The 21,480-nt window shown below is 56.7% G+C and carries 24 protein-coding genes, 1 tRNA gene and 3 pseudogenes; 13 read left to right on the top strand and 15 right to left on the bottom strand.

Annotation, left to right across the window (positions count from 1 at the left end; all coding sequences use genetic code 11):
* The 10 genes from ACIOVB_RS11600 to ACIOVB_RS11555 all read left to right on the top strand — a co-directional run.
* Positions 1-691: ABC transporter ATP-binding protein (locus ACIOVB_RS11600; protein WP_401267741.1), on the top strand; the 691-nt coding region annotated here is incomplete at its 5' end.
* A gap of 13 nt (positions 692-704) precedes the next feature.
* Entirely contained in the window at positions 705-1,451 is a 747-nt protein-coding gene (locus tag ACIOVB_RS11595; RefSeq protein WP_401267738.1) for an ABC transporter substrate-binding protein, read from the top strand.
* Between the two features lie 78 nt (positions 1,452-1,529).
* Positions 1,530-2,225: an ABC transporter permease gene (locus ACIOVB_RS11590; RefSeq protein WP_187678897.1), complete on the top strand. Its 696-nt coding sequence runs from the start codon at positions 1,530-1,532 to the stop codon at positions 2,223-2,225.
* The gene (locus ACIOVB_RS11585; RefSeq protein ID WP_187678898.1) at positions 2,222-2,911 is read left to right on the top strand and encodes an ABC transporter permease; all 690 of its coding nucleotides are present in this window, start codon (positions 2,222-2,224) and stop codon (positions 2,909-2,911) included. The genes ACIOVB_RS11590 and ACIOVB_RS11585 overlap by 4 nt, the downstream gene beginning before the upstream one ends.
* Positions 2,892-4,127 carry a methyltransferase gene (locus ACIOVB_RS11580; protein ID WP_401267735.1) on the top strand — a complete coding sequence of 412 codons (1,236 nt, stop codon included), beginning with the start codon at positions 2,892-2,894 and terminating at the stop codon, positions 4,125-4,127. The genes ACIOVB_RS11585 and ACIOVB_RS11580 overlap by 20 nt, the downstream gene beginning before the upstream one ends.
* 345 nt (positions 4,128-4,472) lie before the next feature.
* A complete protein-coding gene (locus ACIOVB_RS11575) occupies positions 4,473-5,288 on the top strand; it encodes an FkbM family methyltransferase (RefSeq protein WP_401267733.1) in 816 nt (271 codons plus the stop codon).
* 76 nt (positions 5,289-5,364) lie between these two features.
* Positions 5,365-5,440 (top strand) — tRNA-Thr (locus ACIOVB_RS11570).
* A gap of 237 nt (positions 5,441-5,677) precedes the next feature.
* Positions 5,678-6,835: an AAA family ATPase gene (locus tag ACIOVB_RS11565; protein ID WP_401267730.1), complete on the top strand. Its 1,158-nt coding sequence runs from the start codon at positions 5,678-5,680 to the stop codon at positions 6,833-6,835.
* 127 nt (positions 6,836-6,962) lie between these two features.
* Complete coding sequence (locus ACIOVB_RS11560) at positions 6,963-7,199, top strand: hypothetical protein (RefSeq protein WP_401267727.1); 237 nt, start codon at positions 6,963-6,965, stop codon at positions 7,197-7,199.
* 444 nt (positions 7,200-7,643) lie between these two features.
* On the top strand, positions 7,644-8,027 hold the full coding sequence (locus ACIOVB_RS11555) for a DUF6124 family protein (protein ID WP_401267724.1): 384 nt from the start codon (positions 7,644-7,646) through the stop codon (positions 8,025-8,027).
* Positions 8,028-8,060: 33 nt separating this feature from the next.
* Here ACIOVB_RS11555 and ACIOVB_RS11550 read toward each other — a convergent pair whose 3' ends face one another.
* Positions 8,061-8,315, bottom strand: coding sequence for an ogr/Delta-like zinc finger family protein (locus ACIOVB_RS11550; protein ID WP_401267722.1), 255 nt, complete (start codon positions 8,313-8,315; stop codon positions 8,061-8,063).
* 228 nt (positions 8,316-8,543) lie between these two features.
* On the opposite strand from ACIOVB_RS11550, the gene ACIOVB_RS11545 reads away from it, so the two are divergent.
* The gene (locus ACIOVB_RS11545; RefSeq protein WP_401267719.1) at positions 8,544-8,864 is read left to right on the top strand and encodes a thioredoxin family protein; all 321 of its coding nucleotides are present in this window, start codon (positions 8,544-8,546) and stop codon (positions 8,862-8,864) included.
* A gap of 22 nt (positions 8,865-8,886) precedes the next feature.
* On the opposite strand, the pseudogene ACIOVB_RS11540 reads toward ACIOVB_RS11545, so the two are convergent.
* The 6 genes and pseudogenes from ACIOVB_RS11540 to ACIOVB_RS11515 all read right to left on the bottom strand — a co-directional run.
* Positions 8,887-9,440: pseudogene (locus tag ACIOVB_RS11540) on the bottom strand (phage portal protein); the annotation flags it as partial.
* Positions 9,436-9,760 (bottom strand): annotated as a pseudogene (locus ACIOVB_RS11535) (terminase); the annotation flags it as partial. The pseudogenes ACIOVB_RS11535 and ACIOVB_RS11540, both read right to left, overlap by 5 nt.
* Positions 9,761-10,186: a type II toxin-antitoxin system HicB family antitoxin gene (locus ACIOVB_RS11530; protein ID WP_401267716.1), complete on the bottom strand. Its 426-nt coding sequence runs from the start codon at positions 10,184-10,186 to the stop codon at positions 9,761-9,763.
* 31 nt (positions 10,187-10,217) lie between these two features.
* Positions 10,218-10,298 (bottom strand): annotated as a pseudogene (locus ACIOVB_RS11525) (mRNA interferase); the annotation flags it as partial.
* Positions 10,299-10,397: 99 nt separating this feature from the next.
* Positions 10,398-11,078 (bottom strand): RES family NAD+ phosphorylase, encoded by a 681-nt coding sequence (locus tag ACIOVB_RS11520; RefSeq protein WP_401267714.1) that lies wholly within the window; start codon positions 11,076-11,078, stop codon positions 10,398-10,400.
* Positions 11,075-11,485 carry an MbcA/ParS/Xre antitoxin family protein gene (locus tag ACIOVB_RS11515; RefSeq protein ID WP_187678907.1) on the bottom strand — a complete coding sequence of 137 codons (411 nt, stop codon included), beginning with the start codon at positions 11,483-11,485 and terminating at the stop codon, positions 11,075-11,077. The genes ACIOVB_RS11520 and ACIOVB_RS11515 overlap by 4 nt, the downstream gene beginning before the upstream one ends.
* A 333-nt stretch (positions 11,486-11,818) precedes the next feature.
* Between ACIOVB_RS11515 and ACIOVB_RS11510 the strand changes: the two genes are divergently transcribed.
* A complete protein-coding gene (locus ACIOVB_RS11510; protein WP_187678908.1) occupies positions 11,819-12,745 on the top strand; it encodes a LysR family transcriptional regulator in 927 nt (308 codons plus the stop codon).
* Here the strand turns inward: ACIOVB_RS11510 and ACIOVB_RS11505 are convergent.
* The 6 genes from ACIOVB_RS11505 to ACIOVB_RS11480 form a co-directional block, all read right to left on the bottom strand.
* Positions 12,662-12,979, bottom strand: coding sequence for an AzlD domain-containing protein (locus ACIOVB_RS11505; RefSeq protein ID WP_007909127.1), 318 nt, complete (start codon positions 12,977-12,979; stop codon positions 12,662-12,664). The genes ACIOVB_RS11510 and ACIOVB_RS11505 overlap by 84 nt on opposite strands.
* On the bottom strand, positions 12,958-13,674 hold the full coding sequence (locus ACIOVB_RS11500; protein ID WP_123529786.1) for an AzlC family ABC transporter permease: 717 nt from the start codon (positions 13,672-13,674) through the stop codon (positions 12,958-12,960). Before ACIOVB_RS11500 ends, ACIOVB_RS11505 begins: the two co-directional genes overlap by 22 nt.
* Positions 13,671-14,048: a GNAT family N-acetyltransferase gene (locus tag ACIOVB_RS11495; protein WP_016986309.1), complete on the bottom strand. Its 378-nt coding sequence runs from the start codon at positions 14,046-14,048 to the stop codon at positions 13,671-13,673. Before ACIOVB_RS11495 ends, ACIOVB_RS11500 begins: the two co-directional genes overlap by 4 nt.
* Positions 14,049-14,127: 79 nt before the next feature.
* A complete protein-coding gene (locus tag ACIOVB_RS11490) occupies positions 14,128-14,874 on the bottom strand; it encodes a 2OG-Fe dioxygenase family protein (RefSeq protein WP_166218415.1) in 747 nt (248 codons plus the stop codon).
* A gap of 231 nt (positions 14,875-15,105) precedes the next feature.
* Positions 15,106-16,410, bottom strand: a complete 1,305-nt coding sequence (locus ACIOVB_RS11485; RefSeq protein ID WP_401267709.1) for an OprD family porin — start codon at positions 16,408-16,410, stop codon at positions 15,106-15,108.
* 297 nt (positions 16,411-16,707) lie between these two features.
* Positions 16,708-17,376, bottom strand: coding sequence for a DsbA family protein (locus tag ACIOVB_RS11480; protein WP_401267706.1), 669 nt, complete (start codon positions 17,374-17,376; stop codon positions 16,708-16,710).
* A 256-nt stretch (positions 17,377-17,632) separates the two neighbouring features.
* Between ACIOVB_RS11480 and ACIOVB_RS11475 the strand changes: the two genes are divergently transcribed.
* Positions 17,633-19,726 (top strand): TonB-dependent siderophore receptor, encoded by a 2,094-nt coding sequence (locus tag ACIOVB_RS11475; protein WP_187678912.1) that lies wholly within the window; start codon positions 17,633-17,635, stop codon positions 19,724-19,726.
* A gap of 186 nt (positions 19,727-19,912) precedes the next feature.
* Here ACIOVB_RS11475 and ACIOVB_RS11470 read toward each other — a convergent pair whose 3' ends face one another.
* Positions 19,913-20,125, bottom strand: coding sequence for a hypothetical protein (locus tag ACIOVB_RS11470; protein ID WP_187678913.1), 213 nt, complete (start codon positions 20,123-20,125; stop codon positions 19,913-19,915).
* A gap of 245 nt (positions 20,126-20,370) precedes the next feature.
* The gene (gene aguA, locus ACIOVB_RS11465; RefSeq protein WP_401267702.1) at positions 20,371-21,477 is read right to left on the bottom strand and encodes an agmatine deiminase; all 1,107 of its coding nucleotides are present in this window, start codon (positions 21,475-21,477) and stop codon (positions 20,371-20,373) included.
* Positions 21,478-21,480: the final 3 nt, after the last annotated feature.

Below are 21,480 nucleotides of genomic sequence, written 5' to 3'. Positions count from 1 at the left end.
GACCGCCCGCGACGGCGATGTGATCTCGATCCTCGGTTCCTCCGGTTCCGGCAAGTCCACGTTCCTGCGTTGCATCAACCTCTTGGAAAACCCGCATCAGGGCCAGATTCTGGTCGCCGGTGAAGAACTCAAGCTCAAAGCCACCAAGAATGGCGAACTGGTTGCTGCCGACGGCAAGCAGATCAATCGCCTGCGCTCCGAGATTGGTTTTGTATTTCAAAACTTTAATCTGTGGCCGCATATGAGCGTGCTCGACAACATCATCGAAGCCCCGCGCCGCGTGCTCGGCCAGAGCAAAGCCGAGGCCATCGAAGTCGCCGAAGCGCTGCTGGCCAAGGTCGGCATCGCTGACAAGCGCCATGCTTACCCGGCGCAATTGTCCGGCGGTCAGCAGCAGCGTGCGGCCATCGCCCGCACGCTGGCGATGCAACCGAAAGTGATTCTGTTCGACGAGCCCACCTCCGCCCTTGACCCGGAAATGGTTCAGGAAGTACTTAGTGTCATCCGCGCATTGGCCGAAGAAGGCCGCACCATGCTGCTCGTGACCCACGAAATGGGCTTCGCCCGTCAGGTCTCCAGCGAAGTGGTGTTCCTTCATCAGGGCTTGGTAGAAGAGCAAGGATCGCCACAGCAGGTGTTCGAAAACCCGCTTTCGGCGCGCTGCAAACAATTCATGTCCAGCAACCGCTAACGGAGCAACATGCATGCAGAATTTTAAAAAGGTCTTCCTGGCCGCCGCCGTTACCCTGGCGTTCAGCGCCGCTGCCATGGCCGAAACCTTGAAGATGGGCATCGAAGCGGCCTACCCGCCGTTCAACAATAAAGACGCCAGCGGCAACGTGGTCGGCTTCGACAAAGACATCGGCGACGCCCTGTGCGCCAAGATGAAAGTCGAATGCACCGTGGTCACTTCCGACTGGGACGGGATCATCCCGGCCCTGAACGCCAAGAAATTCGACTTCCTGATCTCTTCGATGTCGATCACCGAAGAGCGCAAGGGCGCGGTGGACTTCACCGAGCCGTACTACTCCAACAAGCTGCAATTCATCGCGCTGAAGGACAAAGAGTTCAAGACTGACAAGGACTCCCTCAAAGGCAAAGTGATCGGCGCCCAGCGCGCGACCCTGGCCGGCACCTTCCTGGAAGACAACATGCCGGACGTCGAAGTGAAACTCTACGACACCCAGGAAAACGCCTATCTCGACCTGACTTCCGGTCGTCTGGACGGCATCCTCGCTGACAAATACGTCAACTACGAGTGGCTGAAAAGCGACGCCGGCAAAGCCTACGAATTCAAGGGCGACCCGGTAGAAGAAAGCGACAAGATCGGTATCGCTGTACGCAAAGACGACCCGATCCGCGAGAAGCTGAACGCTGCGCTTAAGGAAATCGTCGCTGACGGTACCTACAAGAAGATCAACGACAAGTACTTCCCGTTCAGCATCTACTGATCCTGACCTGCGGGACCTGCGCCGTTATCTGACGGTGCAGGCTCCCGGCCCTGCCTGCCGCGATTTGAACAGAAATCCATGATTATCGACCTCTACGGATTCGGCCCGGCGCTCGCCGCTGGCGCGCTGATGACCGTCAAACTGGCACTCTCGGCCCTGTGCCTGGGGCTGGTGCTCGGTCTGCTCGGCGCCTTGGCCAAAACTTCCCCGTACAAGCCGCTGCAATGGCTTGGCGGCTTTTATTCAACGCTGGTGCGCGGCATCCCGGAATTGCTCTGGGTGCTGTTGATCTACTTCGGTACGGTCAACTTGATGCGCGCGCTCGGTGAGTTTTTCGGCAATCCCGATCTGGAACTCAGCGCCTTCGCTGCCGGCGTCATTGCGCTGGGCCTGTGCTTCGGCGCCTATGCCACGGAAGTGTTTCGTGGCGCGATCCTCGCCATTCCCAAAGGTCACCGTGAGGCCGGCGTGGCCCTGGGCCTGTCGAAATGGCGGATATTCACCAAACTGATCATGCCGCAGATGTGGCGCATTGCCCTGCCGGGCCTTGGCAATCTGTTCATGATCCTGATGAAAGACACCGCACTGGTGTCGGTAATCGGCCTGGAAGAAATCATGCGTCACGCGCAGATCGGCGTGACCGTATCGAAACAGCCGTTCACCTTCTATATGGTCGCCGCGCTGATGTACCTCGGCCTGACCGTGCTGGCGATGACCGGCATGCATTTCCTGGAAAAACGCGCCGCTCGCGGCTTCGCGAGGAGCACCCAATGAACTGGGAAGTCATCATCAAGTGGCTGCCGAAACTGGCGCAGGGCGCGACCCTGACCCTGGAACTGGTGGCCATCGCCGTGATCGCCGGGTTGCTGCTGGCGATTCCGCTAGGCATCGCCCGCTCTTCAAAGCTGTGGTACGTGCGCGCTTTGCCTTACGCCTACATCTTCTTTTTCCGTGGCACGCCGTTACTGGTTCAGTTGTTCCTGGTCTACTACGGCCTCGCGCAGTTCGACGCTGTGCGCAACAGCTCAATGTGGCCGTACCTGCGCGATCCGTTCTGGTGCGCCACCGCGACCATGACCCTGCATACGGCGGCGTACATCGCCGAAATCCTGCGCGGCGCAATCCAGGCGATTCCACCGGGCGAGATCGAAGCAGCACGCGCCCTGGGCATGTCCAAACCCAAAGCGATGTTCTACATCATCCTGCCGCGTGCGGCGCGCATCGGCCTGCCGGCCTATAGCAATGAAGTGATCCTGATGCTCAAGGCCAGCGCGCTGGCCAGCACCGTGACCCTGCTGGAACTGACCGGCATGGCGCGCACGATCATTGCCCGCACCTATCTGCCGGTGGAGATTTTCTTCGCGGCGGGCGTGTTCTATCTGCTGATGTCCTACGTGCTGGTGCGCGGCTTCAAGCTGCTGGAGCGCTGGCTGCGCGTCGATGCCTGCCAAGGGCGCTGAAACGTCCCACGTGCTGACGGGCGAGGACTTACTCGCCCGCTTCACGGCACTGGACTCATTTCTCACGACGCATCAGGCGTTGTGGAAACCTCGACCGTTCACTTACTTGCAGCTTCCATGGGAAGCGTCCTACCCGGAGTTGGCCTTGTGGCTACGCGGGCGGTCGCTGGAGGATGCGGAAAACGCTCATAACCAACCTGCTGATCTTGCCGATGCACCTGAGCCGTTCGCTTCATTGGCAGCGCTGTCGGCTGAGTTGGGTGCGGTCGGTGAGTTGCCCGGATATGCGCTGGAAGCTGCGGGCCATCGCTTGAATGTCGATGTGCCGGGGCGCAAATGGCAGCAGATTGAAGCGTTTGCCAGTCGACTGTCCTTCGCGTCGCAACCGACCCACTGGCTCGATTGGTGTTCCGGCAAGGGGCACTTGGGTCGACGTCTTTTGGGTGACGGTCAACAACTGACCTGCGTTGAATACGATCCTTCGTTGGTCGCCAGCGGTCAGGCATTGAGTCAGCGCCATCATCTGCATGCCTTGCACATCGAACAGGACGTGACAGCGTCGGACGCCGCGTCTTTATTGAACGCTGAACACACACCGATCGCCTTGCACGCCTGCGGCGATCTGCATGTGCGCCTGATGCAACTCGCCTCCGCCAGCGGCTGCCGCCAACTGGCCATCGCCCCGTGCTGCTTCAACCGGATCAATCGCACTACGTATCAAGCATTGTCCTGTGCAGGTTTGAAGTCCGCCCTACAGCTGTCGCGGGACGATCTGGCACTGCCAATGAGCGAAACCGTCACCGCCGGCGCACGCGTCAGGCGCCAGCGCGACACGTCGATGGCCCGACGCCTGGCCTTCGACCTGTTACAACGGCAGTCGCGCGGCATTGATGAATACCTGCCAACCCCCTCGCTACCGAGCGCGTGGCTGGACAAACCGTTTGCTGACTACTGCCGCGATCTGGCTGCGCTAAAAGAGTTATCCACAATCGGGACGCAAGACTGGCCAGCGTTTGAAGCTGCTGGTTGGCAGCGGTTAGCCGAAGTTCGCAACCTGGAATTACTGCGAGGATTATTTCGACGGCCACTGGAGCTTTGGCTGAATCTGGATCGCGCACTTTTCCTCGTCGAGCAGGGATACTTCGTACGCCTCGGCGTCTTCTGTGAAACCGCGCTTACCCCCCGCAATTTCCTGCTGCTGGCCGAACGCGCTTAAACACGCAGCGCCTGTGGATAACTCTGTTGATAGAATTCTTGTGGATCCAATATCTCTGCCTGTTTCGAGGCATTATCACTGTTGGTCATTTTTTGTTCACATAGATAAAAAACCTGTAAAACAGTGATTTGCGAACAAATTGAAAACATGTCCACAAAATCGTCGCCAAGCACGTTTGATGCCGTGCGTGTTGTGCATAAGCAGCCAACCAAAACGGCATAACCGCCTATTAGTAGGTCGGTAAAGTGAATAATTGCAGCCGCCTGAGACCCTTGCTATACAGGATCACAACGTGCCACCAGCGCATGCACGAACAAGAAAAAATCAGACCGACAGGAAGCGACCGTGACGTTCATTTCTTACGCACAGAATTTCGAAGACATCCGCCTGTGGCGCGCCCTCAGATACTTTGAAAATGGCTTCTATATCGATGTCGGCGCCAACGATCCGACCCACGATTCGGTCACCAAAGCCTTCTATGATCGCGGCTGGCACGGGATCAATGTCGAGCCAGTGCAGAACTACCACGACGCCTTACGTCAACAGCGTCCACGGGACGAGACCTTGCAATGCATTGCCAGTGATCAGCCCGGCGAAGTAACGTTCTACAGCATCCCGGATACCGGACTCTCCACTGCCGACCCCGCCGTTGCACAAGAACGCAAGAATCTCGGCATGGATGTGCACAGTCTCACCGTCAAGGCCCGCACCCTCAGCTCTATCTGCGAAGAGCATGCGGCCGACCGTCCCATACACTTTTTGAAAATCGACGTTGAGGGCCACGAAGAAACAGTCCTGCGCGGCATGGACTTCAGCCGCTTCCGCCCATGGATCATTCTCATCGAAACCCCGTGGGAGCGCGACCATACCTGGGAACATCTGGTCACCGACGCGGGCTATCAGAATGTACTGTTCGACGGCCTCAACAGCTTTTTCCTTGCAGACGAACACCTCAACCTCAAACCCGCTTTCGACCTCCCGCCCTGCAACCTCGACAACTTCCAGCTCTGCAAGGGCCACGCCCTCGCCCACCCCGTCAATCCCGACCTCGAAACCGCCTTGCAACGGGCCGAACACGCCGAAGCACAGCTACGCGCCATGCAAAACAGTCGCGCCTGGCGCACCGTTCAGAAACTGCGCAACGTCCTGCGCAGAGCCTGATTCGAAGCCTGCGCAAAAATAGTCTGAATTCAGGGGTTTACAGGATCTTCCCAATCGCTATAATCGTCGCCCACACGCCGGTATAGCTCAGTTGGTAGAGCAACTGACTTGTAATCAGTAGGTCCCGGGTTCGACTCCTGGTGCCGGCACCATACAAAACGAAGCCCCTGCAGAAATGCAGGGGCTTTGTTGTTTCTGGTGTGTTTATATTCCTGGCAGTTTCACCCTCAGTGAAAATAGCTTCTCCCCTCGCACTTCGCGCGATTAGCCACACTTCCTCTTACACACTTCGAAAGCGCGGACTCTGAACCGACAGTTCACATTTCCGTCTTTATGCTAAATTATGAAATAGCAATAATTATGGTGTACACATAAAAAGGTGTAATCGTATGAGCAGCATTTTTCAGCGTCCTGAACTGGCTGAGTCAATGGCAAACCAGCTTCTCAATCCAGGCGTACTCGACGAAGGTCTGCGCTCAGGCCTATTTCTATCTGGCCTGCGCCGCACAGGCAAAACGACTTTTCTGAGAAACGACCTCATCCCAGCACTGGAAGATGCAGGTGCTTTAGTCATCTATGTCGACTTATGGAGCGACACTCTGGCCAACCCGGCAACGCTCGTGCACAACGCCATCCAGAAAACCCTGAAAGACCTGCAAACGCCGGGTTCCTCTGCCTTGGAAACCTTCAAGCGCGTCAGCAATGTTGAAATCGGCGCTGCTGGATTTAAGTTCGGCTTCAAACTCGACAGCATTGGCAGCGCCGACGGCCCGACACTGGCCCAAGCACTCACCGAAGTAGTAGATCAAGCCAAGACTGATCTGGTGTTGATCATTGACGAAGTGCAGCACGCCATTTCCTCAGACGACGGTAATCAACTGCTGCTGGCACTCAAAGCCGCCCGCGATGCAATCAACCCCCGCCCCAATACTCCCGGCTACTTTCTGTTCATCGGAACCGGCTCCCACAGAGCGCAAGTCAGCGAACTGACCGCCAAACGCAACCACGCCTTTTCCGGGGCCACGTCAGCAGCCTATCCATTGCTGAAAGGCGATTACGTTGAATTCCTGCTCAACCGACTCGCAATGACAGTGAAGAAGGACAAGTTGCCGTCCCTCGAAGCCGCTGTCGAAGCGTTCAACACTTTGGGAAATCGACCTGAAGAAATGCTGAAGGCTCTACGTCAACTTCTGCAGCAAGAGGGTGAACCCGATCTGTTTCTACCCGTAATAGCCAGCACATTGCGTTCGGCGGCGGCGAGTATCGAGCTGGAAAAAGTCGAGCAACTGGGCAGCCTGGCTCAAGCCATATTCAACAGAATCGCGTCTACGAAAGGCGATGCGCGCGGAATTTTTTCCACAGACGCAGCGGCTGAATATTCAAAGTCAGTCGGGCGAGAGGTGCGGGTCGAAGAGATTCAACCGGTAGTGATTGCGCTGGTTGCCGAGAACATCATCATGCGACGCGGGCATGGGATTTACGCGATTACAGATCAGTTTGTTCAAGAGATTTGGCTGGAAGAACGGGCTTTGATTGAAGGAAGTTAGGCCGCAGGCTGATCTTGATCAGTTAAGACATCTGCGAGGCAGCTCGGGAGCATCATGTGAGTCCACACTGACTCGTAAACCAAATCGACGCGCGCCTGAGCGCGGCGAAAGATCGAGGAGTCAAGTGATGTCACACCACAAGAACACCATTGAATTACGCGAAAAAATTGAGGAGTGTGGACACTCACTTTCATTGTTCATCGAACTTTGCACCGCCGATGTACAACTCAATCAACGCAGCAAACTGGCCTTGTCAGAATACGGAAAAAACTGCATGGAGGCGTTTGAAGTCGCTGAAAACCTGCTTCGCAGCAAATACGAAGCGCAAACCGATGCGCCCCAGCCCTTGCGGCGCACCGCTTAAAATACGCTCGCCCCAGGCGCTCTCGTCACCAGACGCGGCGTCACGCCTTTATCTGACAGACACTCCCTCACACATCATCCGGCGTTACACATAGATTGGCGCACGCGTTTAAAAACACTCTGGGTTACGCCCAAAGGCCCACAAAACCTTGCGCCGCTGCCTACGCGTACGCCAGAATCCGCCGGCTTGTGCGCCTTGGAACCCACCGGTACCTTGAGCCTGTCACTGCCCATCAGTGATCGGGTTTAGTAGCTCGTGGTCCACCCAGGGCGCATAGCGCATCAGACAGTCAGGCATTTATTCACCTGCACTTTATGGTAGCTGTGCGTAGGGCGCTTTCGAGCGCGCCGGCTCCCTGGGTCCCCGGTCTACTAACCTGCGCACAGCTGCCACCTCTCCTTTTAGTAGAGAAGCGGTGTTGGCTCCTACTTTAGGACCCAGAGTATGTTCAAGATAACGCCAAACCCGCCGGGCACTGATCCGGCAGCCATCGCAGATCCAACATCCCCCTACGAATCTCCCGATTCGAAAAAACTCAACGACGCGGCCAACCGCGCGCTGGATCATTATTTACTCCCACCCACGGCCCAGATCATGGCCACGCCGTATCGACCCAACCGCCTCTACATGGCCAACCCAGAATCCGGCGCCGAATCCTTGTTAGTGGATGCGACTGAAACCCTGGGATCCGCCAGCGTGATGCTCGGCGACTTCGCCGGTGTACTAGAGGGCCACCATCGTAAAACGCTGCAGGGCATCGCCCAAATCGTGATGCTGGCAGAACTGGCGGTCAATCAGGTGCTGGATAAGTTAGTACCGACTGAGTAGCAAAGCGTAGCGGCGAGAGCTCATCTCTCGCCGCTACTTCAATGAGCCCAGCTGTTCAAAAAGATCACGCTGCTTATCAGGGGAAAGCGTTCGCAAACGGTTGAACAAGAGTCGATCAACCGCTTGGGCTGAAGGACTGAGTGTGTGTGAAAATGTAAGATTGGCCACCCAGGTGTGCCCACACGTTAAGGAGCCACATTGGCAGTAAAGCCGGGCGAACTCCGGTGACAGTTCGTCACGCGATACGATCCTTCCTTTTTCCCCACATGAATTGCAATTCACCCGCATAAAACTTCCCGCCAACTGCTTTTTTCGCTAACTTTATCGTTAACGTTCAAAAGTGCGCCCCTCACTATTTATTACCTTTTAAAACCACTTCTATAACGAACCAACCTTAAAACCTGTCAACTCTGACAGTGGCGACTTATCAATTTCAAAACGACAATCCTCTCCAATGGATGCTAGCTAAAAACTACCTCCCGCAGCCACCCCAAGTATCAGCATGGAGTATCAAAAATGGCCACCATAACTTTAACCGACCAAAACTTCGATGAAAATGTCTTGAGAGCAAATGTTCCTGTTCTGGTTTGCTTCAATGCAAACTGGGGCCCAGCGAACGATTTCCCAACCAAGATCATGCCGGAAATTGCAGAAGAAAAGGAGGGGAGACTAATAGTTGGAATTGCTGACATCGAACAAAGTTCCGTCGTTGCCTTACGATATGGTGTTAATGGCACACCCACATTTGTATTATTTAAGGATGGAAAAATAACAGAACATTCGAGAGGCGCAAAGAGCAAATCCGCCATACTAAATTTAATCAACCCCCACATCTAATATTAAAACACACCGCAGAACATCAATTATATTTCTCTGCTTTCCAATCTAACCTTTTGTCCGCGCTCAGCCTTTGATTAACCTGTAAAAACAACTGACTGATCGGGCGTATTTCGTTATTGGTATACACCCGATCAATCTTCTCAATATCCCCAAACCCCGCCGCATTCTCCGGCATCACCCCGGCCAGCGCCGGATTCATCCGCCACGCAGCAATCACGTCATTGCGCGTGATGTTCTTGATCCGCTCAAACTCGTCCTTCGTTGCGATGTCGCCCACCGGGATAATCTGAATCGCCTTGTCACCCCCGCCGGGAATATTGACGAACAACGAGCGGAAATCACCCACGTCCTTGCTTCCCGCAATTTTCGCCTGGAGCGCTTTTTCGTCCTCTTCCGAAAGGTTCGGGTCATTGGTGTAAAACACGAAACCGGCGTGCGCGCCGTTGTTGAAGTAGCGACGACGAAACAGCGTGGCCGACTCGTTGAGCAACAGCGCATGCATCCCCCCAAATAGTCAGGCACCCCGTAGATATTCTGTTCCACGTCATCCACTTCGAAGTGCAATTGCTGCCCCCAACTCGATGCGGCGGCCCTGAATCTTGTCCTGAGCCTTGAGTACCAGCGTGTTTTCGGTCTCACGGCTGAAGTTGATCGGCGCAGCACGCGGATTTAAATCGCACACTAAAGCAAACACCCATAGCCGACGCCGGCGATATCAATGTGCTGAACGTTGAAGTGTTCGCAGATCTTTTTAATTGTGCGGCCAGGTAAGTGGACGAATGCTCACGCCAGGAGTGCTTCTCCAGAATTCGGTACTTACCACCCGGATACAGCGGCGGTGCGACCACCACGCAAGTGGCATCGCCTAGGAGGCGGTTAGGATCGTATCCAACCTATGCAGCTTCAACCGAAATCGAAATCCGCCGCCCAAGCTGTTGCAACGCACGCTCGAAATTCTCGATCCTGGAGTGGTGTAGGAAATCGACCAGGCGATCTACCTGAGGCCGTTGCACAGCGAGACGACGCGCCAGTTCGGCCTTGCTCACACCGGACTCCAGAAGCGTATTCCACAGCGCAACCTTCGCGGCAGTTAGCGCAGGCAGACGTAATAAGACGTCACTTTCCTGTTCTCCTGCCTGCCCGGTCGGAATCAACCGACGATCATCAACGTAAATCGACAGTGCTGTCTCGATCGCATCAATAGCGGTGTCCAACGCCTCCCCGAGGGTGTCGCCGACGGCGTGCATCTCGGGAATTTCTGCGCAGGATAGCCAGACGCTGCCCGGCTCTTCGTGAACTTCCAACGCATATTCGAACATCACAGTTCCTCTCATGGGGTACAGCCGAGCCTCAATCCTTGAGGCCCAGCTGTTTGATTATCGATTTTCTCAACCCTTCGCCCATTTCCTTGGCTCCGTGGCCGGGAAACACCTAGCCGAGGTGGTGAAAATGATGGATGCGCTATCAAAAAGCCACTGACGAAAATCGCCGATACTAAGCCCTCGCATTACTGCGAGGGCTTTTTGCGTTTCACACCTGACTGACCTCAAACACAAACGAAATTCTGCGCTGGCTCGCGCTCCACACATAACGCAGATGCTTGCCCTGCTTCGGTATCGACACCGCCGGCGGGCGGAATGCCGCGACGCATTCGTGGCCCGGCAGGCGGACGCTTTTGTATAGCAGGCCCCAGGATTCAGACTCGCGCAGTTGTCGGGCAAAAGTCTGTGACGGGTCATAGGCGTCTGGATCGGGTTGATGCAAATCGGGGAAATCGTGGCGGATATCGTGCAGCGGTTTAACCACCCGATTGACGTAAGTACGCATGGTCAACTCAAGATCCGCTTCCTGCGTCGCGGCGAGAAAACGCTCCTGGTGATAACAGGTTTCGGCGATGGCGGCTGCCTGGCTGCTGGCAGCGTAGTACACGCCGAAGGTGCCGTCACAGAAACGGCTGCTTTTGCCGATGTGGGTGAACGCAGCCATGACCGGGGTCGAGCCGGGGCCGGAAAGTCGATCTTCCGGGCGCACTCGGGCAAGCACGCCGGCCTGTTCGATCAGGCGATCATTGGTCAGTGCCTCGATGGCGTAGGCGATTTCCAGGTCTTCGGGGTCGAGTACGTCTTCGAACAACGCAATCGGCGGGAAGCTGCTGTTGACGATCCGGTAAGCCCGCGGCCACTGCGGATCGGCCAGCGCTGGCGCGTTCAACCGCGCACTCCGTCGAGGTAGCGCCGTACATCGGCAATGTCCACAACGCGCCCGGCCAGCATGTAATCCAGCGCGGTTCGACCATTGAAAGGCGCGGCGGTGTTTGGACTACTGACCCATGTATAAGCGCGCTCACGGCTGTTGCTGAAGATGATGCTCAACGCCTTGTGAATCCCCATCAGATAGGAGATGCGCTCGAGGGTGTCGTGGGGCAGGCGCACGTTCGGCGGCAGGTGTTTGTACTTGTAGAACGTGGTGTTGCCGACTCCACCGAGCAACGTGCGTTGCTGATCGGCATTGCAGCCCCATCGCTCCATGAGGTTGAAGAAAAACTTCAGTGCGACGCGACCGGCTTCGGGGGCGTCGAGTTGTTCGCGTGGGGTGAGGGCTGGGGTTGAGGTGGGCATGACCGCCTCCATTGTTAGCTGACATGACTTCAAGCCTAGTACAGATACGGATATTTGTTTTCTTTTAATCCGCTAACGAATCAGCTCGTTAACCCAATATGAATGTTAAAAACGCCGTGATTTGTTATTTCACGTGAGTATTTTTTGACCCCAATCACCCTCAAGTCATCAAAAACCTCGATCCTGTGTCAGCTTCCAGCCATCGGCAGGGACATCAATTCGCTACTAAACCCGCGACAACTATGCTCAGGTGCAGGAATATAGCCGGCATATGGCGCCGGATCGGCAGTCTCGTAAACAACAATACCCAGCCCACTTCAGAGGGCATTACCCATGGATAGCAGAACCTTACGCAACCTCATGCGCATCGTGCAGACCGGCTCGTTGTCGGCCGCAGCCGAGCATTCGTGCCTGACTGTGCAGGCGTTGGCCGCGCAGTTGAACAAGGTCGAAGAGCAGTTCGGTTTCCGCTTGTTTCGTCGTTCCAACAAAGGGCTGACGCTGACGCCGCAAGGCACTGAGCTGACGCCGTATATCGACAAAGTGCTGATTGCCACGCGACAGATGGAAGAAAAAGTCGAGGCGCTGAAAGTGCCCGGGCAGCGCACGTTGAAGGTCGCGTTGAATAACACCTTGGCGCCTGACTTCAACCGGCGAATGATCGGACGCCTGATCGAGGTGTTTCCCGATTATCAGATGGAGTTCAGCTACGCCGAGTCGATGGAAAACCTCAGCAAGCTGAAGAATGAAGACTTTGATCTGGCGGTGCTGATCGGCCCGCAGCGTCCGGGTTTGCCGAGCATCGTCCTGCCGGATGTGCAGGTGCAGGTGGTTGGCGCGCATTGCGGGCAGGAAAACGATCCGTTGACGTTGCTGGGCAACAAATTTCAGGTGCGTCCTGCGGAAGATTGTCCGTATTCCCACAGCTTTTTGCGTTTTCTCGACGCCGGGCTGGGCAATCACGAGAACGGCCAGCGCATGGTCTACTCGTGCAGCGAGACCCTGACCCTGTCGCTGATCACACAGATGGATGCGGTCGGCATGGTCTCGCGCGAGGCCGCGCAGAAAAACGGCCTGACGATTTTCCCCGGGTTCGAGGATTTCCTCGAAGTACGCCTGGCGGTGAACAATCCGGAGTTGTCCAATCAGGCGTTGAGCGACGTCGTCGATCTGCCGTTACATGAACGAGCCGAGCGCAATGTACGCAGCCGTCCCAACCGCCACACTGAGAAAGAGGTTTTTGCTGAAATACGCACATAACAGCGTCGGAATCGCCGCGTAGAATTCCGGGCGATCGAGCTGTATGTGCTGATCCTTGATCAACAAGGGTGTCAGGCTGATCGCAGCGACGATCGCCACCGGCAAGTATTCCAGCGCGCGCGCGATGAACGGCGGCCAGTGCTCGGTATTCACTTGCAGTGGCAAGGCACGTGGCAGGAAAGTCACCGCCATCATCAGCGCGACCACCAGAATCAGGAACGTTTGGTCAGGCATACACCCACTCCGCAGCCCACAAACGTGGCGATAAACACATTAAACGGCGAGTTGCCGACCAGGCTCAGTGCGCCCATGCAGATGACGGCCGCTGCTGCGGCAATCAACTTGTTGCGGGTATTGCACAGCGACACCAGCACGTAGAGCATCATCGCGGTCAGCGCGTAGTCGAGCTGATATTTGATCAAGTGTGCTGCGTATTGCGCGCACACCGCGCCCAGCAAACCGCCGAGTACCCACGCTGTGTGGCAGAACAGGTTGAAGCCAATCAGGTAGCGTACGTTTACCGGCGCGCCAGTGCCGAGTTTCACGCTGTGGAAGGCGAAGGATTCGTCAGTCAGCCCACCGGCGTAGCACCAGCGCTCCATGCGGCTGAGCCCCAACGCGCGCAGGGCCTTGGCCATGTACACCGACATCAGCATGTGGCGTGCGTTGATCAGGAAAGTGGTCAGCACAATGGTGGTCAGCGACGCGCCGCTGGAGATCAGCGCCAGCGCGGCGAATTGTGAAGCGCCGGCATACACGAATAAACACATCGCTACCGGCAGCCACAATGGCAGCCCGGCGTTGACGGCCATCAAGCCGAACACAAACGCCACCGTGAAGTAACCGGCCACCACCGGGCTGGCTTCGGCAAATGTACGCGACGGCTGATGGTTGACCATCAGCGGCGCGCTGCCGGACGTTTCATTCATAGATCCCTCTCAAATGTCCGTTCGCCATGAGGCTCGCAAAAACCCTGGGCAGCCCAGAATCGCTTGCCCGCGAGGTTAGCATCGTCGACGAACAGAAACATCCGCAGCACACCGACCCGCTTCATGTCGGACGACGCCGCTTCAACAAGACGTTGACCAACGCCCTGGCTGCGATAACGCGGGCTGACCGCCAGATGATTGATCGTGCCACGACTGCCGAGCATGCCGCCCAACACCGCTCCGACGATTTCACCCGCCACGTCGAAGGCCAGATAGGCCGTGGTGGTTTTCTGGATCAATACGCCGCGCAGGCATTTGGCATCCTGCCATTCGCAGAACGACACTTCGTCGAACTGACGGAAGAAGCGTTCCATGCGCTGCGCATCCTTGGCCGTGGCGCGGCGCAGCACCACCGGCGTCGAGCACTCGACGCCGTCGATTGGGGTGATCTGATTAGCGAACAATGTCGAAAGCGGTCCCGGGCCGCGAGAAGGAAATCGCCAGAATCTGCCGGTACGCCATGGCATGGGTGTGCGTATTGCGCGCCGGGGTCACGTAGTGACGCATGTCACGATCGAGGAAGTAGGTGGTGTCGAGAATCTCCTGGTAGGTGGTCGACGCCAATTGATGCTCGTGGATATCGTACAAACGACTCTCGGCACCCTCGACATTGTTTCGGCCCCAGAAGTGCACACCGCTGAACGGGTAGCCGTCGCAGTGAATCCCTTCAGGTGTGATTTCAAGCTGTTTGCCCGGTTTGATCTCGATGCGGATCTGATGGATCTGGCACTGCCAGATTTCATCGTGCAGTTCTTCCGGCAACACGCTTTTGTACACTTCAAAATCGGTGTCGATGAGGCTGCGCATCACCGGCGACTCGATGACTTCATCGGAGAAGTCCTGGAAGTGCCGCACAAGGCCGCCCACATAGGCGTTGTTTTCCTTGGACTGCACGTAGGCGCGATGTTCGAGTTGCTTCAGTTCGCGTGTCTTCGGGTTGTACTCAAAGTCGCTGTAACGACGGTAACGCATGCCGGCTTCGGCCTGACCGTAGTAGCTATCAGGCTCCATGTTTTCCCAACTTTTGGTCAGTCTGACGAAGTCGGCAAAATGACCGTAGAGATTGAAGTCACCACCCTGGACGTTGACATATTTGTCGCGCCGTAGCGATTCGCCCACTTCTCTGTTCAAAACGATCATTACCAAATTCTCCGCTGCGTTGAGCGGCCTAATCTATTAGGTGGAGAATTTGCGTCCATGAGAAAGAATTTCAGGCATTTAAAGGCCTGTTTGAAACGGCGTTTGAAGCGACTTAAAAACAACTTTTACATGACAAAAACACGGGTTTTTTCGGGTTTTCACTGAAAAATCGACGAAAAAAATCCCGAACCAGTCGGGATTTTTCTCATATCTGTTACACCTGATCGAGCATCAGAAGATGTTGATCGGGTAATCCACAAACACGCGCAGCTCGTTGCCGCTGACGTTGTATTCGCTGGATTTCTGCGAAACACGCAGGATCGAGCTGCGCAGTTTCACGCTCAGATCTTTGGCCGGGCCGCTTTGCACGACGTACTTGAACTGGTTGAAGATTTCGCGCTCGGTGCCGCCTTCGCTGGTGGAGGTGGTGATGTTGTCGCCACGCACGTAAGCGAAGTTGTAGCTCAGACCCGGTACGCCGAATGTGCTGAAGTCCAGGCCGTAGCCCAGCTGCCAGCTGCGTTCGTCTTCAGCGTTGAAGTCCGACCAGTAGGAGTTGGCCAGGTAGATGCTGTTGCCACCGTCGCCGAAACGGTGTTGATCTTTCTGATAACCGCCGTAGGCGTAGCCCAGGTTGCTGTCGCCGGTGGAGCGCTGATGCGCCACGGTGAACGAGTGCGGGCCAGTGGCGAAGGTGGCTGCCAGACTCCAGATCTTATTGTCGCGACCGGTCACGATGCTTTCGCCCGGAATGGTGTTTTCGCGAACGTAGGCGCTGTCGAGCTTGGTGCGGTAGCCGTTGAAGTCCAGGGTCAGGGACTGATCCTTGTCAATCGGGAACACGTAGTTGGCGTTGACGTATTGCTTCTTCAGGACGTCTTCGACGTCGGAAGCGTACAGCGCAGCCTTGAACTGTTCGGTGAACTGGTAGCTACCGCCGATCACGTTGATTGACTTCAGACCACCGCTGTCACGACCTTCATCGCTTTTGCGCGATTCGGCGGTGAAACGACCGGCGTTCAGTTCCAGACCTTTGATCTCTTTGGAAGTGATCAAAGTGCCGGTGTAGCTTTCCGGCAGCAGACGCACGTTGTCGTAGCTCAGTACCGGCAAGGCCGGCATCTGGTCACCGTAGGTCAGCACAGTATTGGAGAAGCGGAACTTGACCGCCGCGCCGCCCTTGGCCAGATCGTGGTTCGCGCGACCGTCATTTTCTTGCTTGAAGAAATCGATACCACCGGCGCCGCTGCGGCCCTTGCCGCCGTCCAGACGCAGTGCGTACAGACCGAAAGCGTCAACGCCAACACCGACGGTGCCTTGGGTGAAACCGGAGGAGAACGTACCGATGGCCGCTTGGCCCCATTCGGCCTTGTCGTCGTTTCCGTCTTTGTAATCACGATTGATGTAGGCGTTGCGCAGCAGCACTTTCAGGCTGCTGTCTTCTACAAAACCCTTGGATTCGGCCTGGTCGTTAGCCATGGCCTGTGTGGCGCTCAACATCCCCAGAGCGATCAGGCTGATACGCTTGTTCAACATTTTATTTTCCTTATTACGGGTTGAAACGCGCTGTGTCGAACGGCTGAAACGGCGCTGATGCACTCTTTTTTCACCCCGAAACAAAAAGGCCCGCCCACGACAAAGTCGTGGCGGGCCTTCTTATTATTTTTGAGTCATGGCGGTTGGCCACAGGCGTTGGGCCGAATCGTAGCTGCGCCTTGAACATTGTGTCAATTTCAAGAATCGTCTTTAAATAGGCAAAAATCGTCTAAGAAACGTAAATTTTGCGCTGACTCCTTGCACGTAAATGCCGGCAGCTAGTGAATCCAGCGTCTATCAAAAGCAGCCGTCGAGGCCGCAGAGCGCTGACGATTCACCCTTCTCATTAATCTCCAAGGCCTGTCTCAACCAATCGGCAAAGGCCTGCGGTTTGCCCAGCCAGGCGCTGATGTCGATCAAGGTGAACTGGCCGTCCTGCTCCAAGGCGAACGTCGGAAACCCCTGACCGCCAAGGCGCGCCAACAATGCGCGACTGGTTTTTACATGCAGCTCGGTATCAACGGATTTAAACGCGGCCCGGAAAGTTTCCTCGGCGTAGCCCATCTGATCCGCCAACAGCAAAAGTACGGATTCATCGGCGATCCGCCGCCCTTCTGCGTAGTGTGCGGTCTGCAACCGCCCGAGCATCTGCAGACCACGGTCATCGATTGCCTCGGCCGCCATGACGGCAGCAATGGGTGGCGTCGAGTCGAACACAGCCGTGTGATCGCGCAGCAAGCCTTCGAAATAGGCCTCGCCAAACGGCTGCCCGGTGTATTCAGCGATGCGCCGGTCGTGGGGCAAGACGTAATTGCGTAATTGCGGGGAAACACGCTGACGGTTGGCACCGCTCATCATCCCGCCGGCATGAGCGATTACCGGCAGCACTTGCTGCGCGGCCTGTACCAGCGGTTTGGCGCCATAACACCAGCCGCACAGCGGGTCATAGATGTAATGAAGGATCATCGGAAAACTCCGGCCTGAAAGTGGGAAAAATCAATGCCGGCAAACTAGTCCTCGGGGCGTGGGGGAAAAACGCTGGAATGGCTTTCAGACTGTTTCGTGAATCGGTCGAATTGTCTGAATGGTCAGATTGTGTCCAGATCGACACAAATTGAAACAATCAGACAAGGGAACTTTTAAGGAATAATTAACGGGAGCAAATGCAAAGCATTACCATTCGCACGCTCGAATTCTTCCACCCTTTCGGATGCGCTTTTCAATGCCTGCCCCGTTCCGTCTTACGCCCGTCACCCTTGGGCTTTCTGCTTTCCTGTCCAGCGGTTTTGCCTGGTCGGCCACTGAGTTGCCCGCCACCGCCATCAGCGCCGAAGCGCAAGCCGATGACCCGCGCGTCAAAGTCAGTAATACCGCGACCCGCACCTCGACCCCGGTGCGTTATGTGCCGCAGGCCATTGATTCGATCAAGACGTCGAACGTCGCCGACTACGGCACCAATGATATCGGCGATGCCCTGAGTGGCATGCCCAACGTCAGCAGCAGCGCCGACACCCGCTTCGACAGCTTGCGCATTCGTGGCTTCGACGCCAGCAACGACTTTTATCTGGACGGCATCCGCGACGACAGCCAATACAAGCGCGACCTGCACAACATCGAGCGCGTCGAAGTGCTCAAAGGTCCGGCCGCCGTGCTGTATGGCCGTGGCAGTCAGGGCGGGATCGTCAATCGGGTGAGCAAAGCGCCTGAGGCCGGACGTCGCTCAACCATAGAAGCCCAGGCCGGCAGCGAAGATCTACGCAGCCTGTACGCCGACCTCAGCACCGACCCGAGCGAGAACATCAGCCTGCGCCTGAACATGGGCAATATGGATGAAAACAGCTTCCGCGACGGCGTCAGCGGCAACCGCCAACTGTTCGCGCCGTCGATGAGCTGGCAACTGACGCCCGACCTGAACTGGCTGGTGCAGTACGAATACAGCCGTTACAACCGCACACCGGATCGCGGCATTCCTGGGGTAAACGGGCGCCCGGCGGATGTCGGCCGCGACACAACCTACGGCAATGATCACGATTTCATCGACGACAAGTCGCAATCCCTGCGCTCGAAACTCACCTACGAGATCAACGACAACTGGCAACTGCGTCAGACCCTCGGCGTGTTCAAGCTCGACAGTGATTTCGACAACACCTACCTCACCGGTTACACGCCTGCGACCAACAAGGTCACGCGTCAGCACTGGCAGCAGGATCTGAACACCCGCAACGTCTACAACAACCTCGAACTTGAAGGCGGTTTCGATACGTTCGGCCTTGAGCATCGCCTGCTGACCGGTGTCGAGATCGGCAGTCAGCGCCGCGATCCAAAACTGTATAACGCCGCCACCGGCAGAACACCGGGTGCGCAACCTGTGCCGTCGCTGGACCTGTTCAACCCCAACCGCGACCTGCGCCACACCGGCAGCATGCAGCTCAACAGCAGCAGCCACACCGAGGTCGAAAGCCGCGCGGTCTATGTTCAGGATCAACTGCGCCTGAACGATCAATGGCAACTGCTCGCCGGGTTGCGCTACGACACCTTTGATATCGAGTCGACCAACAAGCTCAGGAACCTTTCCGAAGATCGCGACAGCCACAGCACCAGCCCGCGCGTGGGTCTGGTCTGGACGCCGCTGCAGAATCACTCCTTCTACGCCTCGTGGTCGAAAACTTTCTCGCCGGTGGGCGGAGGCCTGATCGGCATCACACCGGGCGCGGCCGGCAACACCAACGATCTGAGCCCCGAGCTGACCAAGCAGAAAGAAATCGGCGTCAAGAGTGACTGGCTCGATGACCGTTTGAGCACCACCCTGGCGATCTATGATCTTGAACTCTACAACCGCCGCACCACCGATCCGAATGATCCGACCCTGACCATCATGACCGGCGTACAGCGCTCACGCGGGATCGAGCTGACCGCCACCGGCAACATCGTCGGCAACTGGTACGTGCGCGGTGGCGTCGGTGTGCAGGATGCGAAGATCGAGAAGGACAACAACGGTCTGGAAGGCAAACGCATCAACAACGTTGCCAAACGCAACGGCAGCCTGTTCCTGACCTGGAAACCGGAAATGGGCTGGTACGGCGAAACCGGCCTGACTCTGGTTGGCCAGCGTTATGCCGATAACGCCAACACCACCGTGCTGCCGGGTTATGGCCGTTGGGATGCGCTGGTCGGTTATCGCTTCAAGGACTGGGATTTGCGCGCAGCGCTGAACAACATCAGCGATCGCGAGTATTACGAATCGGCGACGAGCCAGTATCAAATCCAGCCGGGCGCGCCGCGTAGCGTCGTGATGACGGGCACCTACAGCTTCTGATTTCACACAAACCCTGTGGGAGCGAGCCTGCTCGCGAAAGCGTCGGGTCAGTCGGCATCGTCGTTAACTGACCTACCGCATTCGCGAGCAGGCTCGCTCCCACATTGAATGGGTGTGTACAAAATAACCGAGCATAAAAAAGCGCCGCCATCCCGGCAGCGCTTTTACCAATCCCTGTTGTTTTTCTTATCCCTGCATCACAGCCCACAACGCTTCCAGTTCGGCCTCGCTGAACAGGTCAGCGGGGTAGCGCTCGATCATCATCCGGCGCGGATCAGGTTCCCTGATCTGACGCGTTCCATTGGACTTCAAAAAGTGCGCGACAATCTGGAGCGATTCGCCTTTTACGGCCATGGGATGCAACGTCCGCTCGCTGACTACGTTCACTTCGGCGTTCATTTCAGCGCTCTCTCCCCGGTCATGAGCGGCTACGTTATCCAAGGTTTATGACAGAACTGTTGAAGTTCGCCTCCCTCCCTAGTGCCCTTTGTCCGATACAAGAGCTATGCCAAGGTTTCCGATTTGTCGACAAGCGGATACAAAGAAGCCCGCAGTCCAACCGGGCTGCGGGCTTCTTCAGGTACATCGCGCGCTAATCGTCGCCCGGCTGATTTATTAATCAACTCAGGCTGTTACGACTCAACTCACTCTTTGTGCGGCGCGGGTTGCTGCTGGGTAAGGCAGTGAATATTACCGCCACCCAGTAACAGTTCGCGGCCCGGCACCATCACCACTTCGTGTTGCGGGAACAGGTTCTGCAGGATTTCCCGAGCCGGGGCGTCCATCGGATCGTCGAAGCTCGGTGCGATGATGCCGCCGTTGACGATCAGGAAATTCACGTAGGAACCGGCCAGACGCACGCTCGGATTGCGCTCCTGAGTGCCATCCACCGGATCGACCCCGGCGCACTCTTCTTCGGTCGCGAACAACGGCCCCGGAATCGGCATTTTGTGCACCGTGAACGGGCGGCCCTTGGCATCGGTGCTGCTTTCCAGCACCTTCATCGCGGCCTGACAGCGCGGGTAGTTCGGATCCTGTGGATCATCGGTCCACGCCAACAGCACTTCGCCCGGACGCACGTAGCAGCAGAAGTTATCCACATGGCCATCGGTTTCGTCGTTGAACAAACCGTCCGGCAGCCAGATGATTTTATCCACAGCCAGATTGGCGCTCAGCACTGCTTCGATTTCTTCGCGACTCAGGTGCGGGTTGCGATTGCGGTTGAGCAGGCATTCTTCAGTGGTGATCAGCGTGCCTTCGCCGTCGACGTGAATCGAACCACCCTCCAGCACAAAACCTTCGGTGCGATAACGCGGGCTGCGCTCGATCTCGAGGATCTTGCCGCCGACCTGTGAATCGCGGTTCCACGGCGAGTACAAGCCGCCGTCAAAGCCGCCCCAGGCGTTGAAGTCCCAGTTCACACCGCGCACTTCGCCACTGTTATTGATAACGAAGGTCGGACCGCTGTCGCGAACCCAGGCGTCATCGCTGGACATCTCGACCACGCGGATATTCGGCACGTCGAGACGGGCGCGGGCGTTTTCGTATTGGCCGGCGGACACCGCAACAGTCACCGGTTCAAAACGGGCGATGGCCTTGGCCACCGCCACGTGGGCAGCTTGTGCAGGTTTGCCGCCCAGGCGCCAGTTGTCCGGGCGCTCGGGCCAGATCATCCAGGTTTGCGTTTGGGGTGCCCACTCGGCCGGCATGTGGAAGCCGTCGGCGCGCGGGGTGCTTTTCAATGTGGTCATCGG

Origin of the sequence: Pseudomonas sp. NPDC087639 (assembly GCF_044743385.1) — a bacterium.
GTDB lineage: Bacteria > Pseudomonadota > Gammaproteobacteria > Pseudomonadales > Pseudomonadaceae > Aquipseudomonas.
Note: the sequence above shows the minus strand (reverse complement) of the source record. Positions and strands in the feature narration are given on the sequence as shown.

What these genes read in the sequence shown, in the direction of transcription:
- ACIOVB_RS11550 (WP_401267722.1), bottom strand. Translation starts at nt 8,315, where the DNA reads ATGCGGGTGAATTGCAATTCATGTGGGGAAAAAGGAAGGATCGTATCG.
- ACIOVB_RS11595 (WP_401267738.1), top strand. Translation starts at nt 705, where the DNA reads ATGCAGAATTTTAAAAAGGTCTTCCTGGCCGCCGCCGTTACCCTGGCG.
- ACIOVB_RS11530 (WP_401267716.1), bottom strand. Translation starts at nt 10,186, where the DNA reads ATGTTCGAATATGCGTTGGAAGTTCACGAAGAGCCGGGCAGCGTCTGG.
- ACIOVB_RS11495 (WP_016986309.1), bottom strand. Translation starts at nt 14,048, where the DNA reads ATGGAACGCTTCTTCCGTCAGTTCGACGAAGTGTCGTTCTGCGAATGG.
- ACIOVB_RS11515 (WP_187678907.1), bottom strand. Translation starts at nt 11,485, where the DNA reads ATGCCCACCTCAACCCCAGCCCTCACCCCACGCGAACAACTCGACGCC.
- ACIOVB_RS11580 (WP_401267735.1), top strand. Translation starts at nt 2,892, where the DNA reads ATGCCTGCCAAGGGCGCTGAAACGTCCCACGTGCTGACGGGCGAGGAC.
- ACIOVB_RS11480 (WP_401267706.1), bottom strand. Translation starts at nt 17,376, where the DNA reads ATGATCCTTCATTACATCTATGACCCGCTGTGCGGCTGGTGTTATGGC.
- ACIOVB_RS11565 (WP_401267730.1), top strand. Translation starts at nt 5,678, where the DNA reads ATGAGCAGCATTTTTCAGCGTCCTGAACTGGCTGAGTCAATGGCAAAC.
- ACIOVB_RS11590 (WP_187678897.1), top strand. Translation starts at nt 1,530, where the DNA reads ATGATTATCGACCTCTACGGATTCGGCCCGGCGCTCGCCGCTGGCGCG.
- ACIOVB_RS11475 (WP_187678912.1), top strand. Translation starts at nt 17,633, where the DNA reads ATGCCTGCCCCGTTCCGTCTTACGCCCGTCACCCTTGGGCTTTCTGCT.
- ACIOVB_RS11485 (WP_401267709.1), bottom strand. Translation starts at nt 16,410, where the DNA reads ATGTTGAACAAGCGTATCAGCCTGATCGCTCTGGGGATGTTGAGCGCC.
- ACIOVB_RS11510 (WP_187678908.1), top strand. Translation starts at nt 11,819, where the DNA reads ATGGATAGCAGAACCTTACGCAACCTCATGCGCATCGTGCAGACCGGC.
- ACIOVB_RS11545 (WP_401267719.1), top strand. Translation starts at nt 8,544, where the DNA reads ATGGCCACCATAACTTTAACCGACCAAAACTTCGATGAAAATGTCTTG.
- ACIOVB_RS11500 (WP_123529786.1), bottom strand. Translation starts at nt 13,674, where the DNA reads ATGAATGAAACGTCCGGCAGCGCGCCGCTGATGGTCAACCATCAGCCG.
- ACIOVB_RS11505 (WP_007909127.1), bottom strand. Translation starts at nt 12,979, where the DNA reads ATGCCTGACCAAACGTTCCTGATTCTGGTGGTCGCGCTGATGATGGCG.
- aguA (WP_401267702.1), bottom strand. Translation starts at nt 21,477, where the DNA reads ATGACCACATTGAAAAGCACCCCGCGCGCCGACGGCTTCCACATGCCG.
- ACIOVB_RS11585 (WP_187678898.1), top strand. Translation starts at nt 2,222, where the DNA reads ATGAACTGGGAAGTCATCATCAAGTGGCTGCCGAAACTGGCGCAGGGC.
- ACIOVB_RS11555 (WP_401267724.1), top strand. Translation starts at nt 7,644, where the DNA reads ATGTTCAAGATAACGCCAAACCCGCCGGGCACTGATCCGGCAGCCATC.
- ACIOVB_RS11490 (WP_166218415.1), bottom strand. Translation starts at nt 14,874, where the DNA reads ATGATCGTTTTGAACAGAGAAGTGGGCGAATCGCTACGGCGCGACAAA.
- ACIOVB_RS11560 (WP_401267727.1), top strand. Translation starts at nt 6,963, where the DNA reads ATGTCACACCACAAGAACACCATTGAATTACGCGAAAAAATTGAGGAG.
- ACIOVB_RS11470 (WP_187678913.1), bottom strand. Translation starts at nt 20,125, where the DNA reads ATGAACGCCGAAGTGAACGTAGTCAGCGAGCGGACGTTGCATCCCATG.